Below are 18,046 nucleotides of genomic sequence, written 5' to 3'. Positions count from 1 at the left end.
CCACCCGCCGTAGTTTGTCGGTTCAACCGCACCCCATGGCAGAATCACTCGGCATCCTCACCCTCCTTCCCCCCGTCATCGCCATCATTCTGGCGATCCTGACGCGGCAGGTTTTTATCAGTCTGCTCGTCGGTATTTTTCTGGGCTACGTCATCCTGGCGGGTGGTAATCCCTGGCTGGGTTTTCTGGAGACGATGCAGGGTCTGGTGGACGTATTCGCCGATGCGGGTAACACGCGCACGATCATGTTCTGTGCGCTGGTGGGCGCGTTGATCGTGTTCATGCAGCGGTCGGGCGGGGTGGCCGGGTTCATAGAGTTGGTGGAGCGGCGCTTGCGTAAGTACGAAGCGCAGGAAACGGGCCGGGGCAAGGTGGTGGTGCAGTTACTCGCCTGGCTGACCGGCGCGCTCATCTTCGTCGAATCGAGCATTAGCGTCCTGACGGTTGGTACGCTGTACCGGCCGATCTTCGATAAGCTGGGCTTGAGCCGGGAAAAACTGGCGTACATCGCGGATTCCAGTTCGGCCCCGAGTAGCATCCTGATTCCATTTAACGGCTGGGGCGCGTTCATCATGACTCTGCTCGCCGCGGAGGGGTTCGTTAACCCCTTTGCGACGATGATTCGGGCGTTGGGGTATAACTTTTACGCGCTGTTCGCGCTGGCGACGGTTCCGGTGATAATCCTGCTAAAAAAGGACTTCGGCCCGATGCGCAAGGCGGCCATCCGCGCGGAGAGCGGCCGGGTACTCAGCGAAGGGTCCACGCCGGTCGTCGATACGGAATTAACGGACATTTCGGCGAAGGAGGGCGTTCCGAAGCGGGCGGCCAATATGATCGTCCCCATTCTGATTATGGTCGTCTTCATGCCCTTCATGCTCGCCTACACGGGCTGGGCGGGGGCGCGGGAGGTATTGGGCGCGGACGCGGGTGCCGGGGAGATGGTTTTTCAGGCGATTGGCAGCGGATCGGGTTCTACGGCGGTGCTCGTGGCAGTTTCGTTGAGTATACTAATCAGCATGGCGTACTACAAAGCGCAGGGTATATTCGGGGTTCGAGAGTCCGTTGATTTGGTGTTAAAAGGAATTGCGGGCTTAATCCCGCTGGCGCTCTTGATGTTGCTGGCCTTCGCCATCGGCGCCCTCTGCAAAAAATTGGAAACGGGCATCTACGTGGCCGACGTTGCCAAGGGGTTCGTATCTCCCGGGCTTGTTCCCTTCCTGGTGTTTCTCGTCACCTGCTTCATCGCCTTCAGCACGGGCACGAGCTGGGGTACGTTCGCCATTATGATCCCCATTGCCGTCCCCATGGCGCGCGATCTGGACGCTAACGTGCTGATGGCGATTGCGGCCGTGCTCGGTGGCGGCGTTTTTGGCGACCACTGTTCCCCCATTTCGGACACGACCATTCTTAGTAGCATGGCTTCGGCTACGGACCACGTCGACCACGTTAAAACGCAACTTCCTTATGCGAGCATTGCCGGTGGGCTGGCGGCGGGATTATACTTAGTACTAGGATTACTATAAGAATACTGCTGGTATGCTTTCTCGACTTTTCTCCTAACCACTTCTCCTCGCACCCGCGGCCGCGCCAACCGCCAATAGCAGCATTGAAGCCAAAACATTAAGAAAGCACCCAAATACTACATCGCCAAAACCTCTTCTCTCTTCTTTTCCCTCTTCCCACCTCCTCTGGAAAACCGCGGAGCGATACCGGAAGCACCCCAAAACTAGCGATGCTGCAACCGAAAAGCCGCCCGCAAACCACGCGCCACCACCGGCGATTCCAACTGCCCCGCCGCCCGGTCCCGCGCCGCCTTCTGATTGATCCGACTAGCCACGGGGTAAGCGTAGATTTTATTCGTCAGCTTACTATACTTCTTCCCGAGTGTCTGCAATAAATGCAACTCCTGAATCATCTCCCCCGCCGCGGGAGCCGCCATGCAGCCACCGAGTAATTTGCCACCGCCGAACAATCCCTTTTTGACGTATAAGATGAGGTGGCCGTACTGAAAATCCGCCGCCACCGCCCGGTCATCGTGTTCGAGGGGTTGCTCGATGGTTTCGTAGTTGATTCCTTGCTCGTCCAACTGCTCCTTAGTCAGTCCGAACTGGGCGATTTCCGGATCGGTGAACGTAACCCAGGTAAACTTATTGAGCTTGTGCTTAATGTCGACCGGGCTGAGCAGGTTGATCCACAGATCCGTATTGTGTTTCTCCGCACCGTGGCTGAACATCTCCCGCCCGTAGGCATCGCCGATGGCGAAGATATTTTTGTTGGTCGTACGGTAATAGGCGTCGGCGACGATCTTCCCGTCCTTGACTTCAACCCCAGCGTTTTCCAGGCCGATGCCTTTCGTCCGCACGCTACGGCCGATCGCCACCAGTATGTGACTAAACTCCAACGACTTACCATGCTTGAGTTCCGCCTGCGTGGCGGAGGTAAAACTCGCTACCTCCGTCTCGAACTGAATATCGACCCCGTCGTGGCGTAAGCGCTCCGCCAAAATATTCCCCATAATGTCGGGGTCCTTATCCAAAATCCGCTCGCCCCGCACCAGCAAGGTTACCTGGCTACCCAGCCGCGCGAACGCCTGTGAAAGCTCGCAGCTGATCGGTCCGCCACCGACGATCAGTAACTTTTCCGGTAGCTCCTCCAGCTCCCAGAAAATGGATTCGTTATCCCACTGTTTTACTAGGTCCGCCCCGGGCACGTCTAACTGTCTGGGAACCGAGCCCGTCGCCAGTACGATCTTCCGCGCGGTTAGTTTTCTCCCGTTGACGGTCACTTCGCGGTCCCCCGTCAACTCCGCCGTCCCGACGATGGTGTCCGTCCCGTAATTTTTGGCGAACTGCTCCGGCGTTTCCAGCGCGCGAATAACGTCCTGCTGTTGGTGCACGTACGCCATTACCTTTTTAAAGTCGGCTTTACCGTCCACCCGGAGCCCAAAGTCCGTCGCCGCCTTCGCCCCGGCAAACTGGCTGGCGACGTGCAACAACGCTTTACTCGGTATACATCCGTAGTTCAGGCAGTCACCGCCGAAATTCTTGGCGGATTTGTCAATTAAAGCAGCTTTCAGGCCGATGGTGGAGCCAAAACCGGCCGCGCCGAGGCCAGCCGCGCCGGCGCCGATGACGATGAGATCGTGCGTATATTTCATGTGGGTATATCTTGGTGGGAGAAGTGATATTTGCCTTAAGTTGTTCTCCGGCTAATCCATTATGGCAAGTACTATGCGGATAAGAAAACACAAGTTTTTTTCAACACATAAAGCACAAAAGGGAAAGAAAACACAGAATTTACTTCGCGATCAAGGCAGCTACACCAGCCTTTTGTGCTTCTGTCTTCTTTTGTGCCTTTTGTGATCCATAAACCCGATCCTCCCTACTCACGCTACTAAACCTTCCGCCACAATTAATGAAAGATTAACGGAGATCTTACATCTCAAAACCGCCACACCACCTGCGCGCCAACGTCGGTCCGGCTACTCCCTCCAGTGGCTTCCAGCCCCGTACCCACCTCGCGCCCATCCGTGAAAAAGGTCTGTGCGACACGCGCCTCCAGCGTCAGTTTACGAATGCCTTTGTAGCGCACCAAAAGAAAAGTGCGCGTCCCCCGCCCGTAAAGTGGAATAATGCGTGCATTGTAGAGCAGCCCGTTTTCGTACTGGTAGAAGCGCACGTCGAATCCGTCCGTATCGAACACGGCGAAGCGGCCGGTGATGCTCCACGGGCCGAGGGGCTTGTAGATTAAGTCCTGGAGAATAGTAAAGCCGCGTTGCCGCTCCTCCCGCTCGACGTCCGTAAAACCGAAATCGAAGCGGCTGCGCCACTGGAGTTGTCGACTCAACGTGTAGCCAAAGTGCAGGCGGCCCTGGAAGCGCGTCCTGGGTACGATTGCGTCCAGATTACTGAACTCGACCGGAATACCATTCACGCCCCGGGTTTCGGACCGGACTTCTACGTAACTATCTAACTTTCGCTTCTGGCTGTAGCTAACGCGCAAGCGGTACTCATGCCCCGCGTCCGGACCGTTCACCTGGAAGCTGAAGTACGGAAACCGGAAGATATCGTAGTACGCATTGACCCGCCAGTCTTTTCCCGGACGCACTTCCACGCCGAAATAGAGACCTTCTTCGTTGCGTCCGCCACTCCGCTCCCCGAACGGCCGCGCGTTGAGTGTTTGGTAATCGAAGTCGTAGTTGCGGTAAACGATGCTGAAGTCTGCGTAACGATTGAGCCCGACCATCAGTCCGTGCAGCATGGCCGTGGCACCGTTGTCCGAGCCGGCCACTTCCCCGAACAGCGTAAAGTTCCGGTAGCGGTACCGATAGTCTACACTGGCGTTTTGCAGGTCCGTGCCCCGGAAGTAGAATCGGTTGTACAGCCGTTGCCGCAGTTCCAGCGGGCGGCTCAGGCTTTCGCCCAGGAGGTTGAATCCGAGTGATAATCGCTGGTTGGGAACGTAGCGCAGGCTAGCGCCGTAACTGGTTTGAAACACGGAATTGCGGTCTTCCACCTCGCCGGGGGTGCGGTTCAGGCCGGTTGTGTTGAGCGACGTGACGCCGAGGAAGTCTTGATCGAGCTCCAGCGTGTCCAGCGGAGAAACGAGATTAGCCGTCCGCCCGCGCCGGCTACCGAATACGGTCAGTTCTACTTTGGGGCCAAAGGCTAAAGTGGTGGCTACTCCCCGCAGAAAGTTGAACTCGCTCACGCTCGTGTACGGCCGCAGCGTCTGCCCTCCCCTGGCGACGTTTGTCGTCTGGGCACTCTTGCCAAAACCGAACCCCGTGTAGAGGATGAGCCCCTGCCCGAAACTCACGGTGTAGTCCCCAACGGCGACGGCCTTGACGCGGCGGTTAATGTCTTTAAGGTAGAAGTGCGCGCTGTAGTAGTCGAACCCACGTTTTGCGTTGTTTTCCGAAAAAAATGCTTCACCGGGATCTTTTTCGGCGGTCACGCCGAAGCTCATTTTCGTGCCGTACTTCTGCCGGAAGCGGGTGTAAATTCTGTCTGGGCTACCCAGGTAAAAACTGCGCCCGTCATCCGGACCAAGCTTGTACCCGCGACCGCGCTCCAGTCTTCGCTGCCAGCGCACGTAGAGCTCCCGATCGCCTTCGGCCAGCATTCTTTTCAAAGAAATCTTTGCGTCATCGAGTTCGCCATTCCCCACCCGTACGTAGGGTAAGATGCGGCGGATCGTGGCCAGATCGATACTTGGGATCACCTGCAGTTCGAACTGACTGATGAAACCGCCCATCCGCTCCCGGTAGTCGAGCAGCTGGTTGATCTGGATCGGCGTCAGCAGGAGCATTTCGAGTAACTCGTCGTACGTCGCGCGGTTGAGGTCCAGCGGTCGTTTTACGTAGGCCTGCAGGATGTCAAAGGCGGCGTTGAACTCGAATTCGTCCGTTTCCTCGCCGCCGTTGGTTGCTTCGTCTTCGATCAGTTGTTCCAGTAGATCGGTCGGGTCGTCAACGCTGGAGGAATCTATTTGCGCAAGCAGAGAAGTTGACAAGCAGTAAAGGAGCACGAGTAACGTCGGTAGGCGCATGGCTTAAAGATAAGTTCCATACGTTGTTTGAATCGCCACGTAAATAACCGATAATTTTCGAGCGTGTTGTTTGAGTTGCGCGGTCGCGGGTGCAGGGGAATTTTACGTAGGAAAAGTTTCGCCGTAGGTCCCCCTAAACTTGCAACGCCAGCCGGCCACCGTCTTTTCGCTCCAGGACAGATTCCCCACCCATTAAGAAGGCATCGACCGACCGGGCGCATTCCCGCCCCTCACTGATGGCCCAGACCACCAAGCTCTGGCCCCGGCGCATATCGCCGGCGGCGAAAACTTTGGGGACGCTCGTCTGGTAATTGTGCTCCGGACTTGCCGCCACGTTCCGGCGGCTATCCAGTCCGACGCCCAGTTTGTCCAGTAGACCCTCGTGCTGGGGGTGCATAAAGCCGGCGGCGATGAGCAAGATTTCGCACGGGATTTCCCGCTCCGTATCCGGAATCTTGACGAACTTATTTTTACCCGTCTGGTCCTTTCCCCAGCGAATGTTGACCGTGCGGATGGCCCTGAGTTTCCCCTCTTCGTCACCGAGAAATTCTTCGGTCAGCACGGCAAACTCCCGTTCGCAACCCTCCTCGTGGGAAGTAGAAGTACGCAGGACCATCGGCCAGTTCGGCCAGTTGTTTACGTCCCGCTCGGTGGGGGGCATGGCCATGATCTCTATTTGGGTGACGGACTTGGCTCCGTGGCGATTACTCGTTCCGACGCAGTCCGCTCCAGTGTCACCGCCGCCGATAACGACTACGTTTCTACCCTTCGCGTGAATTTCGGCCAGTCCGGTCAGGTCGTCGCCCGCTACGCGCTTATTGTTTTGTTCCAGGAACTCCATCGCAAAATGAACGCCCTGAAATTGCCGACCCAGAGCCGGAATATCGCGCGGGACGGTCGATCCACCGGCCAGGACGATGGCGTCCGTGTCCCGCATGAGTTGCTTCACGTCGACGTTACCCCCGACGTCAGCGTTCACTGTAAAAGTGATGCCCTCCGCGGCCATTAGCTCGATGCGGCGGTCGATTACCTCCTTTTCCAGCTTGAAATCGGGAATGCCGTACCGCAGTAGCCCGCCGATGCGGCTGTTGCGTTCGTACACCGTAACGCTGTGGCCGGCTTTGTTGAGCTGCGCGGCGGCGGCCAGCCCCGCCGGACCGGAGCCCACGACGGCCACCTTTTTACCCGTGCGGGACGTCGGCGGCGCGGGCCGGGCGTACCCGCGTTTAAAGGCTTCTTCGATGATGCTTTTCTCGATGTGCTCGATGGCGACGGGTGGCTGGTTGATGCCCAGGACGCAAGCCGTCTCACAGGGAGCGGGGCAGATTCGCCCCGTGAATTCTGGGAAATTATTCGTCTCACTCAATATCTCATAAGCCAGTAGCCAGTCTTCATCGTAAACGGCATCGTTGAACTCGGGGATGATGTTACCCAGCGGGCAGCCGTTGTGGCAGAAGGGCACCCCGCAATCCATACAGCGGCTCGCCTGGGAGATCGTTTTCTCCTCCGCCATCGGTTCGTACAACTCCTTCCAGTCGAGTTTACGCTCACTGATGGGTCGCTTGCCGGGAAGTTCCCGGGTGGTACGCAAAAATCCGCTGTGCTTAGGCATGGTTAGTTGTTTTATGTCCTGAATCTCAGGTGAGGTTTCCCACTCGCTACGCTGGCGTATTCACCAGGTCACGTGATGAATACCGACTGGTAGCTTGGATTAAATTAGGCCGGAATGGCAATCTGAATGTCGGGCTGCATTTCTTTCTCGGCGAGTACGCGCTTATAATCGCGCGGCATAACTTTGACGAAATTACCCAGTTCAAGCTCCCAATTTTTGAGCATATCCACCGCGGTTTTGGAGCTCGTGTACGCCCGGTGGTTTTCTACCATTTGCTTCAGTAGTTGCCGATCGAAGTCATTTAGTAATTCGATGTCCGCCATGTCGTCGTTCATCTTCGTCGCAAAGTCTTTTTTCGCGTCGTAGACGTACGCCATTCCTCCCGACATTCCAGCACCGAAGTTCTTGCCCGACGCCCCCAGGACGACGACTACCCCCCCGGTCATGTATTCACATCCGTGATCGCCAACGCCCTCGACGACCGCTTTAACGCCGGAGTTCCGGACGGCAAAGCGCTCGCCGGCCTGGCCTTTGATGTAGGCTTCCCCGGAAGTCGCGCCGTAGAAGGCAACGTTGCCGATAATGATGTTTTCGTGCGGGTCGAATCTGGAAGTCCGGTCCGGGACGACGATCAAACGGGCGCCACTCAGGCCCTTACCGAAGTAGTCATTCGACTCCCCCTCCAGCAAAAATTCGATTCCTTTCGCACCGAAGCCACCGAACGTCTGACCCGCCGACCCGCGAAAGTGATACTTGATCGTACCGTCGGGCAGGCCTTCGCCGTGAAACCGCCGGCTGATTTCGTTGGATAGCATCGTCCCGACCGCCCGGTCCGTGTTGATGATGGCGAACTCCCCCGTGACGGGCTCGATTTCTTCCAGGGCGGGTTTCGCCAGCGCGATCAGTTGCCGATCGAGAACGTTGCCGAGCCCGTGGTCCTGATCGATTTTGTGGTACACACCGACCGTTTCGTCCGCAATCTCTTTGTACAGGATCGGGCTCAGATCGAGGGCGCGGTATTTCCAGTGGTCCGCCTCGCTGTTTACTTTGAGGTGCTCGACTTTGCCGACCATCTCCGTAATCGTTCGGTAACCCAACTCCGCCATGATGCTACGCATGTCCTCGGCCAGGAAGCGGAAGAAGTTGATGACGTGGTCGGGGTCTCCCGTGAAGCGCTTGCGTAGTTCCGGGTTCTGGGTGGCAATGCCGACGGGGCAAGTATTCACGTGACACTTGCGCATCATGATGCAGCCTTCGACAACGAGGGCCGCGGTGGCAACTCCGTATTCCTCCGCACCAAGTAGCGTCGCGATGACCAGGTCACGGCCGGTGCGAATCTGGCCATCCGTTTGCAGGACGACCCGGTCGCGTAACTTATTCCGTACCAGGGTCTGGTGAGTTTCGGCGAGGCCGAGTTCCCAGGGAAGCCCGGCGTGGCGGATGGAACTCAGGGGGGATGCCCCCGTTCCGCCGTCGTGGCCGGCGATCAGGATGGCGTCGGCCTTGGCCTTCGCCACGCCCGAAGCAATGATTCCCACACCTGCTTTGGAGACCAGCTTGACGTTAATCCGCGCGCGCCGGTTAGCGTTTTTTAGATCGAAGATTAGCTGCGATAGATCCTCGATGGAATAGATATCGTGGTGGGGCGGCGGCGAGATCAAATCAACCCCGGGCGTAGAGTTACGCACGCGACCGATCCAGTCGTCGACTTTGTGGCCGGGCAACTGTCCGCCCTCGCCGGGCTTCGCACCCTGCGCCATCTTAATCTGAATCTCATCGGCGTTGGTGAGGTAGTAACTCGTCACGCCGAACCGCCCTGACGCCACCTGCTTGATGGCCGAGCGCATGTTGCGCCCCTTCTCGTCGACTTGGTACCGAATGCTATCCTCTCCCCCTTCGCCGGAGTTTGATTTGGCGCCGATGCGGTTCATGGCAATGGCAAGCGTTGTGTGTGCCTCCCAGCTAATCGACCCGAACGACATGGCCCCGGTAGCGAAACGACGCATGATGTCCTCCGCCGGTTCTACCTCCTCGATGGGGATCGGGTTTCCCTTCCGGAAGGCCAGCAAACCCCGTAGGGTCAGGGCTTTCTGCGTTTGGTCGTTAATCGTGTCTTTGTACTTTTCGTAGGCTTCCGGATCGTTCTTGCGTGCGGCGATCTGGAGGTAGTGGATGCTTTTGGGGTTGAAAGTATGGGCTTCGCCGCGGCGTTTCCACTGGTACACGCCACCGACTTCGAGCTTAGGGTTTGCGACGGGCTTGTCGGGGTAGGCAAGCCGGTGACGCACCAGCACTTCCAGTGCCAACCCATCGTAGCCGACACCCTCGATACGGCTGATGGAACCACGGAAGCATTCGTTGACCACTTTGTGATTTAAGCCGACAATCTCGAAAATCTGTGCGCCCTGGTAAGATTGCAGCGTGGAGATACCAATCTTCGACATGATCTTCAAAATTCCCTTGCCGACGGCTTTGCGGTAAATTTTCAGCACTTCTTTTCGTTCCATTTCCTCCTCGTCGAATACGCCGGTGCTGTGCAGGTCGGAAAGGGCCGCGTAGGTGAGGTAGGGGTTGATGGCACTCGCACCGTAGCCAATCAACGTGGCGAAGTGGTGCGTTTCCCTGACGTCGCCCGCCTCGACGACGATGCTTGTTTTCGCCCGCAGACCGAGCTCCACCAGGTGGTGGTGCACCGCCCCGGTAGCCAGCAGGGAGGGCACGGGTGCGTTGGAACTGTTGGCGGCCCGGTCGGAAATGATTAAAATGTTGTAGCCGGAACGGACCATGCTCTCAGCCTGCGCCTTAATGTGTTCGATGGCGGCGTGGAGGCGACCGGCCTGGCCGTCCGTCTTGAACACGATGTCGATGAAACCCGACCGGAAATCCGGATGGTGGAGCTCCTTGAGCGACTTCATCTGGTTGTTGGTCAGCACGGGAGAATCGAGGTGGATGTTTTTCGCGTTCTCCGGAGTTACTTCGGTTATGTTACCCGTATCCCCCAGCATGGCGTAGAGCGACATCACGCTCCGCTCCCGGATGGGGTCGATCGGCGGATTGGTGACTTGCGCGAATAGCTGTTTGAAGTAGTTGGCCACGTGCTGGCTCTGTAGGCTCAGCGCGGCGAGTGGCGTATCTGCCCCCATCGACCCGATGGGGTCTTTCTTGCCCTTGATCATCGGCTCCAACAAAAAGTTGAGGTCTTCCTTGGTGTAGCCGAACAGTTGTAGGCGTTGGAAAAGCGTCTTCTCGTCCATGCTCACGCCAGCGCGGCGGCGGAGGGGTAATTTTTCAATATGGACCCGGTTTTCGTCCAGCCACTCCCGGTAAGGCAGGCGTTTACAAATCGTCGCCTTGAGTTCTTCGTCGCCAATGATGCGGTGCTCCTGAAGGTCAGCCACGAGAATGCGCCCGGGTTGTAGGCGACCTTTCTGAACGACTTTGCTCTGGTCCACCGGCAAGGCACCCGCTTCCGAGGCAACAATCAAGGTGTTGTCTTCCATGAGGCACCAGCGGCTGGGGCGCAAACCGTTGCGGTCGAGCGTCGCACCGACGAGGATGCCGTCGGTGAAACAGATGGAGGCGGGGCCGTCCCAGGGTTCCATCAACCCTTTGGTGTACTCGTAAAACGCGCGCTTGTAGTCCGGCATGAGTTCGTCGTGCTGCCAGGCCTCGGGCACCATCATCATCAGTGCGTGCGGGATGCTGACGCCGTTGAGCGTAAGAAATTCGAGCACGTTGTCGAAGTTGGCCGAATCAGAAAGCCCCGTACCGCAGACGGGGTACACCTTATCGAGTTCATCCGCGGTGAACTTCGACGTCTCCCGAATCAGGCTTTCCTTTGACTTCCACCAGTTCACGTTGCCCTGGATCGTGTTGATTTCCCCGTTGTGGGCAATCATCCGGAAGGGTTGCGCTAGCTTCCATTTCGGAACGGTATTTGTAGAAAAGCGGCTGTGGACCAGGGCGATTGCGGATTTGTAGTCGATGTCCTGCAAATCAGTGTAGTAACCCAGCAGTTGCCAGGTCGTGAGCTGTCCTTTATAGATGATTGTTTTGTAGCTAAAGCTCGCGATGTAAAACTGGTCGCGCGTCTCCGGAAACGTCAAGTGAATCTTGTGGGTCGCAAACTTCCGCAAAATGTAAAGGCGGCGTTCCAGTGCGGCCGGCTCCATTTCCGTACGCGGCTGCACGAATACTTGCTGGAAGCGCGGCTCGACGCTGCGGCTGGTCGGTCCGACTTCTTCGTGGTCGGTCGGCACCTTGCGGTAGTGGATCAGGTCGAAGCCCATCTCATCCGCATAATCCTCGAACAGGAACAGGCAGCGCTCGGCGAGTTGCTTCTCTCGCGGCATGAAAAGCATACCGACGCCGTATTTTCCGCTAGCGGGCAACGTTTTCCCCTTCGACCCTAGCTTTTTAACGAAAAACTCGTGTGGGATTTGCGTGAGGATACCTGCGCCGTCACCGGAGTTCGGTTCACAACCACAGGCGCCGCGGTGCTCCATGGCGACGAGCATGGTGAGCGCGTCACTGACGATCTTGTGCGTTGCCTCACCACTCAGATTGGCGACGAAGCCCGTGCCGCAGGCATCGGATTCGAGGTGGGGCGTGTAGAGACCCTGTGATTTGGGCGTGTTGTCAACGTAGCGCATATAGCAAGTTAGATGCCGCACCCGGCGGGACGCCGGAGGGACATTGTTAAGAACTAATCTTGTGTTGGTCGGATTCGATTAGTCAGCCGGGAGAAGTGGTGTAACTGACTTGCTTTAGGGAACGGTAATATATCAAGGTTGTAACGCTTTTCCCCTGGTTCTGGGTAGGAATTTGTATCTACCGCTGGTACTGTAGATCGAATTTCCTGACACAGTTTGCAATCACCAACTATTTTAGATGGCAATATCTTTATTTTACCACTTTATATTCTTCTTTTCTAATAAAATACAAACTATTTAAAGTCTTGTAATTTGTGTCACAAGAATGCCATTGTTTGCTTCGGAGACGGTCGGTACTGCCCGGAATTTAAATTTTGGTCGGCCAGATTTTAAAAATCCTGTTGTTAAGAAGTGCGCGGTCGCGGGTGCCGAGTTTTTCGGGGAAGAGTGCCGGTTAGATAAGTAGCAACAAAAGAATTACGGCTCCTAGCCCAATGGGTTAGCCAACCCGAAGACGATTTACCGTCATAATTTGAGTTATAACAAACCGTTAACCGGTTAATTCGGTTAGGACGGTACTCAAACACATCACTTTGTATCGCCCATTATCCGTCCTGCTACTTTTACTTCTCGCGACCTGCGTAGTCTCAGCACAGGAAGCGGAGATCGACGGACCTTACATCACCTATACCGGTGGACTGCCAATGGTGCACTGGACCTTCCCGGAAGAGGGCCGCAAAGACGAAGCCCGCTGGGGGGAAGCGCTGCCGACGTTTGCCGGTTTCCACGCCGAAACTTTTGACCCCGATCGGGATTTCGTACGCAAGGAGTGCATCACTTACGACCGGGTCAAGCGCGTAGCTGCCCTGAGTGACATCCACGGCCAGTACCCCGTGGCCCGCAAACTTCTGTTGGCTAACGGAATCATTGATGAAAACGAAAATTGGATTTTTGAGGACGGCCACCTGGTCATCGTTGGTGACGTCTTCGACCGGGGAGATCAGGTGAACGCAATGCTCTGGCTGATCTATCACCTGGAGCAACAGGCTGCGTTGGCCGGTGGCAGGGTACACTTTTTACTCGGCAACCACGAGACAATGGTCATGGAGGGCGACGTGCGCTACGTCAACGAACGTTACCTCAAAACCAGTTCGCTCCTAAAGACAACTTACCAGAATCTGTACGGTCAGGAAACCCACCTAGGTAAATGGCTACGTACACTGCCGCTGTCCGTGAAAGTGAACAACGTCGTGTACGTACACGGTGGCTTCAGTAGTGACGTGGTGAAGAAGGTCGGCGGGCTCAAGGAGATCAACGATACCTACCACGAATATCTAATGAACCATAATCCTAACCTGGCGGCAATGGGTTCTAGTAACCTCGAGCTGCTACACGGGCGCAACGGTCCCCTCTGGTACCGCGGATATTTTCAGGACCGGGATTTTTCCCGCAGGGACATCGACCGGATTCTTCGCAAGCTGGAGGCGGATCACTTGGTAGTCGGCCATACCTCCTTCAGCGCCATTAAAGGATTCTTTGGGAACCGGGTATTTGCCGTGGATTCCAGTATCAAGTTTGGTTCCGTGGGGGAGTTACTGTTAATCGAGGACGGTATATTTCGCCGGGGCACACTTACCGGTGAAGTACTGGACATCGAACTGACAAAGTAGTGCCGGTGGAAAGTCGCGCCTGAGTTCGCTCTTACCGTACTTCTTTGCACCTGCGTCCGCGCCCCTTTACCGTTAATTAGTTTCGTTTCACTGCCTACTACCGTCTTTATTGTACCACTTTGATCTTGTTACGGATCGACGAGTTTATGAGTGGTCTGGCAAAAGCTTACCTTCGCATTTCCCAAAAAACTAGTACCGTTGGCTAACAAATACTTTGATCTCATCGATCAGACGTTCTATTTTCCGCAGAGTGGATTTGACTTGGAAAATGGCTATTTAACTTTCAACAACATTCCGCTCATCTACTTGATCCGGAAGTACGGAACGCCACTGAAGCTTACCTACTTACCGAGTATCGGCCGCAAGATTAAGCAGGCCCGAAACCTGTTTAGCCGCGCGATGCGCTCGCAGGGGTACAGCGGTAAGTATCATTATTGTTACTGTACCAAAAGCTCTCACTTCGCCCACGTTGTTGAAGAAGCTCTGGACCACGGCGTACAGCTCGAAATCAGTTCCGCCTACGACGTAAGCCTCATCCGGCGGCTACACGAACGCGGCAAGATTAAGAAAGACATCATTATCGTCTGCAATGGCTTCAAGCCATATAGCTACTTACGTGGCATTACGGGGCTGATTAACGATGGCTTCACGAACGTGATCCCCGTAGTCGATAACGCGCACGAGCTCGACTACTACGAAAAACACGTGGTGGGCACGGCGAACATCGGTATTCGCGTGGCGACGGAAGAAGAGCCGAACTTCGAATTCTACACCAGCCGGCTCGGCCTGCGGGCGGCGGACGTACTCCCACTTTTCCGGGAGCGTATTAGGGACAACCCAAAATACAAACTCCGGATGCTGCACTTCTTCGTGGATACGGGCATCAAAGACAGCCTTTACTACTGGGGAGAGTTGAAGAAAGCCGTCCGCCTCTACTGCGAACTCAAACAAGAGAGCCCGGCGTTAGATTCACTGAACATTGGTGGTGGCATGCCGATTCGAAACAGCCTCGGTTTTGAGTTTGACTACAAATACATGGTCCGCGAGATCGTTTCCAACGTGCTGGAAGCCTGCGAAGAGATGGAGGTCCCCGAGCCGGACATCTTTACGGAGTTCGGTAAGTACACCGTCGGGGAAAGCGGCGCGACCATTTTCTCGGTGCTGGAGCAGAAGCAGCAGAACGACAGCGAGATGTGGTACATGATCGATAACTCGCTGATGACTACCCTACCGGATGCCTGGGGCATCGGCGAGCGATTTATCCTGTTGCCCGTCAACAAGTGGGACCACGATTACCGCCGGGTAAATATTGGTGGCCTGAGTTGCGACAATTCGGATTATTACAACAGTGAAATTCACGAAAGCCAGGTTTACCTACCGGTCAACAAGCCGGACGATGAGGAAGCATTGTACCTCGGCTTTTTCCACACCGGTGCGTATCAAGATAGCATCAGTGGATTTGGTGGAATCAAACACTGCATGATCCCCAGCCCGCAACACATCGTGATTGACCTGGACGATGCCGGTAACTTGGTGGACCGGGTCTTATATCCGCAGCAGACGGCGGAGAGTATGCTTTCTATTTTGGGTTACTAAGGAATTTATTAGGCTAGTAGGCGGTAGGCGGTAGTTAAGTAGGCGGTAGGAACCTAGTACATTTGGACATTAATTTCAGTGATTATGATTCTTGCCGTTATTCCCGCGCGATACGCTAGTACGCGATTTCCTGGAAAACCACTTGCGGTTTTGGGGGGGCGGACGATGATTAGTCGGGTCTATGAGCAGGTATTGAGTAGTTCACTGGTGGATCAAGTGGTGGTGGCGACGGACGACCAGCGCATCTTCGATCACGTCCAATCTTTTGGTGGGGAGGTGGTGATGACGCGCGACGATCACCCTAGTGGGACGGACCGGGTGGCGGAAGCAGCCGCGCACTACCCTAGTGCGGAGATCGTGATTAACGTACAAGGGGACGAGCCCTTTATTGACCCGAGGCAAATAGATCAACTGATTAAGTGCTTCGAAACACCCAGCGTGGAGATCGCTACCCTCGCTCATCGAATCGAAGAGGAGCGATCGTTGTTGTCACCCAACGTAGTCAAAGTAGTATTTGACAAAGCCGGACGGGCGCTGTACTTCAGCCGCCACGGCATTCCATATTTGCGGGACGTGCCCGTTGGACAGTGGCTACGGGCGCAAAAGCACTATCAACACTTAGGTCTTTACGCTTATCGAGTGAAAGTGTTGGCTCAACTAGCCACCATGGAAAAGACGGACCTTGAAAATGCGGAATCTCTGGAGCAATTGCGGTGGCTGGAGAACGGGTTGAACGTACAGGTTTCGGTGACGGATATGCCCGCATTTGGTATCGATACGCCGGCTGACCTTTTGGCGGCAGAATTGCGATTTAACGAATAAATGGTTTGAGTATTTCTATAATGTTGTAAGTCAGAAATATCCAACACAGACTGTATTTAACAACAAAAGCGGGCGATTTTGACGAAATAAACAGAAAATTTGAAGAAAAATGGTGGAAAGTTTGCGGGGCATGGTGGAATTGTTTTAATTTGCTAGCATAAACAACTGATACCACACATGATTACTAATGATCGCCGGGAGTTGAACGAGCGTTTTAAGAATGTTTTTACGATTCTTGAAGAAAGGGGAAAGATTATCAAGAACGACCGGAACGGTCGTGGACTTGGTGACTTTGCCAAACGTATTCTCAACAACCGCTCCTACGGACACATCGTCCGTGCCTACCTCAATGATGACGACAAGCGTTGCATCAATTACGAACAAGCCCGCCGCGTCTGCAACGAGTACGGCGTAAACCACAGCTACCTCCTCGAGGGTGATGGCAAAGCTTTCGGTCACGAACTGCCTACGCCCGTCGAATTACCCGACTCTGACGTGAGCCTCAACATTCTGTATACGACTACGGAAGCTTTTGCCGGTACGTCCATCGACAGTGACAGTTTCACTAGCGAGCGGAATGACTTCTTCCGTCTACCCGGTATTTCTGGTAGCGGCTACGTTGCTTTCCCAATCTCGGGTAACTCCATGGAACCCGTGATCAACAACGGTGATACCGTTATCTGTAAGCGCGTCGACAGCATCAACCAGATCAAGGACAACCGCATTTATGCCGTTCGGCACAACGGTCGGATTTGGATCAAGTACGTTCACAAGATTTACGACAAGAGTGGTCGCCGGGTAATTCAGCTGAAGTTGATCTCCGCGAATTACCTGGAGTATGATCCCTTCGTGGAAGACGTCGATATGTCGACCGAACTGTTCGAGGTTGTGCGTCGCGTCAGCGAAGTCTGATCTTACACCGGGCCAAGATTACCCCAATACCAAGCAGATACAAGGCATTTCCCGTCGTGAGATGAGTAAATTTTGTGTCCGTAGCAAAAGATTAGTGAGGGTTCGACGCACGGTACGTGCGTTTCACTCAAGCAATAATCCACGGTATGGTCGTTCACTCATTTTTGGGTGATTCTCCTTACCGTTACCAGCTGCTGTTTTTTGTTTTGTCTCCTGGCCTGACCTCTTTGGTTGGCGCCGGGAGTTTGGTTTTAGAACGGGATATAAGCTGTTTTTTATTTGGCTCCGCCGCTTCCGGAGGATGTTGAGGAAGGGAAAGGAGGAGAGGAGAGGAAGGCAGTAAGCATACAGCGGTGAGTGTAGAATACCCGCTTTTAATTCAAAAAATTAAATCTTTAGTTCACATTTATTTGTGAGAGATTAACCCATACCTATGGGGCAGCACTACTTACAATTAACACACTTACGACATAGTTTACTTAGAATCCATCATACGACTCACCATAAGCTTTGCGCTGTAAGCAGCGACAGAAACTAATCCATCATCCACACTATTTTCTGAGGCAAATTTTAATTGCCGTTTGATTCCAGTAATTACTTTGGAATCTTTTTGCGCGATCTGTTTCGCTATATCCGCTATTACGTCCCTAGCTTCATCGACACTAGGAAGAGCTTTAATTACCAAGCCAGCAGATAGCGCCTCCTCGGACTTTAATTTCCGCCCCGTGTAAGATAGTTCGGCAGCTAAACCCGGTGAGATGAGTTTAGGTAGCCGTTGTAACGTACCAATATCCGGCACAATGCCGAAGTCGACTTCTTTTACTACGAAATAGGCATCGTCCGTGCAGTAAATCATATCGCAGGCGGTAGCAATCGCTACTCCCCCACCGATGCATGCGCCCTGGACAACGGCAATGACTGGTTTAGAACAACGCTCGATCGCGGTTATGCAAGATTGGATGTGCTGAATGAATGTTTGCAGATCACCGACAACATTTTGAGAATTCGGATCGATTCTGCTGGCCAGACTGGTAAGTACGCTGAGATCCATTCCCGAGCAAAAATTCTTCCCCGCTCCGGTCAGAACGACAACGCGCACGCTGTCGTCCTGGTCCAGCTTTTCAAATGTGGCCTTCAGTTCGTTCCAAGCCGCTTCGTCTAAGCTATTAGCTACTTCGGGACGGCCAAAGTCGACCGTAGCGATATGATCCTTAATGGTAACATTCATATCC

10 protein-coding genes are annotated in these 18,046 nt (G+C 54.7%); 5 read left to right on the top strand and 5 right to left on the bottom strand.

Going from position 1 to position 18,046, the window contains the following annotated elements:
* Positions 1–35: 35 nt before the first annotated feature.
* Positions 36–1,523 (top strand): Na+/H+ antiporter NhaC family protein, encoded by a 1,488-nt coding sequence (locus GGR27_RS00945; RefSeq protein WP_168035526.1) that lies wholly within the window; start codon positions 36–38, stop codon positions 1,521–1,523.
* A 203-nt stretch (positions 1,524–1,726) separates the two neighbouring features.
* On the opposite strand, the gene GGR27_RS00940 is transcribed toward GGR27_RS00945, so the two are convergent.
* From GGR27_RS00940 to gltB, 4 genes are all read right to left on the bottom strand, one after another.
* A complete protein-coding gene (locus GGR27_RS00940) occupies positions 1,727–3,157 on the bottom strand; it encodes a dihydrolipoyl dehydrogenase family protein (RefSeq protein ID WP_168035525.1) in 1,431 nt (476 codons plus the stop codon).
* 284 nt (positions 3,158–3,441) lie between these two features.
* Entirely contained in the window at positions 3,442–5,550 is a 2,109-nt protein-coding gene (locus GGR27_RS00935; protein ID WP_168035524.1) for a ComEA family DNA-binding protein, read from the bottom strand.
* 133 nt (positions 5,551–5,683) lie between these two features.
* Entirely contained in the window at positions 5,684–7,162 is a 1,479-nt protein-coding gene (locus GGR27_RS00930; protein ID WP_168035523.1) for a glutamate synthase subunit beta, read from the bottom strand.
* 104 nt (positions 7,163–7,266) lie between these two features.
* Positions 7,267–11,814: a glutamate synthase large subunit gene (gene gltB / locus GGR27_RS00925; protein ID WP_168035522.1), complete on the bottom strand. Its 4,548-nt coding sequence runs from the start codon at positions 11,812–11,814 to the stop codon at positions 7,267–7,269.
* A 593-nt stretch (positions 11,815–12,407) separates the two neighbouring features.
* Between gltB and GGR27_RS00920 the strand changes: the two genes are divergently transcribed.
* The 4 genes from GGR27_RS00920 to GGR27_RS00905 all read left to right on the top strand — a co-directional run bounded on the left by GGR27_RS00920 (position 12,408) and on the right by GGR27_RS00905 (position 16,814).
* On the top strand, positions 12,408–13,484 hold the full coding sequence (locus tag GGR27_RS00920) for a metallophosphoesterase (RefSeq protein WP_168035521.1): 1,077 nt from the start codon (positions 12,408–12,410) through the stop codon (positions 13,482–13,484).
* A gap of 198 nt (positions 13,485–13,682) precedes the next feature.
* The gene (locus tag GGR27_RS00915) at positions 13,683–15,080 is read left to right on the top strand and encodes a type III PLP-dependent enzyme domain-containing protein (protein WP_168035520.1); all 1,398 of its coding nucleotides are present in this window, start codon (positions 13,683–13,685) and stop codon (positions 15,078–15,080) included.
* 84 nt (positions 15,081–15,164) lie between these two features.
* Positions 15,165–15,902 (top strand): 3-deoxy-manno-octulosonate cytidylyltransferase, encoded by a 738-nt coding sequence (gene kdsB / locus GGR27_RS00910; protein ID WP_168035519.1) that lies wholly within the window; start codon positions 15,165–15,167, stop codon positions 15,900–15,902.
* Positions 15,903–16,079: 177 nt separating this feature from the next.
* Positions 16,080–16,814 carry a S24 family peptidase gene (locus tag GGR27_RS00905; protein WP_168035518.1) on the top strand — a complete coding sequence of 245 codons (735 nt, stop codon included), beginning with the start codon at positions 16,080–16,082 and terminating at the stop codon, positions 16,812–16,814.
* Between the two features lie 475 nt (positions 16,815–17,289).
* Here GGR27_RS00905 and GGR27_RS00900 read toward each other — a convergent pair whose 3' ends face one another.
* Entirely contained in the window at positions 17,290–18,042 is a 753-nt protein-coding gene (locus tag GGR27_RS00900; RefSeq protein WP_168035517.1) for an enoyl-CoA hydratase-related protein, read from the bottom strand.
* Between the last annotated feature and the right edge of the window lie 4 nt (positions 18,043–18,046).

This window comes from Neolewinella antarctica (genome assembly GCF_011927835.1).
Classification (GTDB): Bacteria; Bacteroidota; Bacteroidia; order Chitinophagales; family Saprospiraceae; genus Neolewinella; species Neolewinella antarctica.
Note: the sequence above shows the minus strand (reverse complement) of the source record. Positions and strands in the feature narration are given on the sequence as shown.

Bases quoted from the DNA above. Each gene is read 5' to 3' on its own strand.
- GGR27_RS00905 (WP_168035518.1), top strand. From the start codon at position 16,080: ATGATTACTAATGATCGCCGGGAGTTGAACGAGCGTTTTAAGAATGTT.
- GGR27_RS00900 (WP_168035517.1), bottom strand. From the start codon at position 18,042: ATGAATGTTACCATTAAGGATCATATCGCTACGGTCGACTTTGGCCGT.
- kdsB (WP_168035519.1), top strand. From the start codon at position 15,165: ATGATTCTTGCCGTTATTCCCGCGCGATACGCTAGTACGCGATTTCCT.
- GGR27_RS00945 (WP_168035526.1), top strand. From the start codon at position 36: ATGGCAGAATCACTCGGCATCCTCACCCTCCTTCCCCCCGTCATCGCC.
- gltB (WP_168035522.1), bottom strand. From the start codon at position 11,814: ATGCGCTACGTTGACAACACGCCCAAATCACAGGGTCTCTACACGCCC.
- GGR27_RS00940 (WP_168035525.1), bottom strand. From the start codon at position 3,157: ATGAAATATACGCACGATCTCATCGTCATCGGCGCCGGCGCGGCTGGC.
- GGR27_RS00935 (WP_168035524.1), bottom strand. From the start codon at position 5,550: ATGCGCCTACCGACGTTACTCGTGCTCCTTTACTGCTTGTCAACTTCT.
- GGR27_RS00930 (WP_168035523.1), bottom strand. From the start codon at position 7,162: ATGCCTAAGCACAGCGGATTTTTGCGTACCACCCGGGAACTTCCCGGC.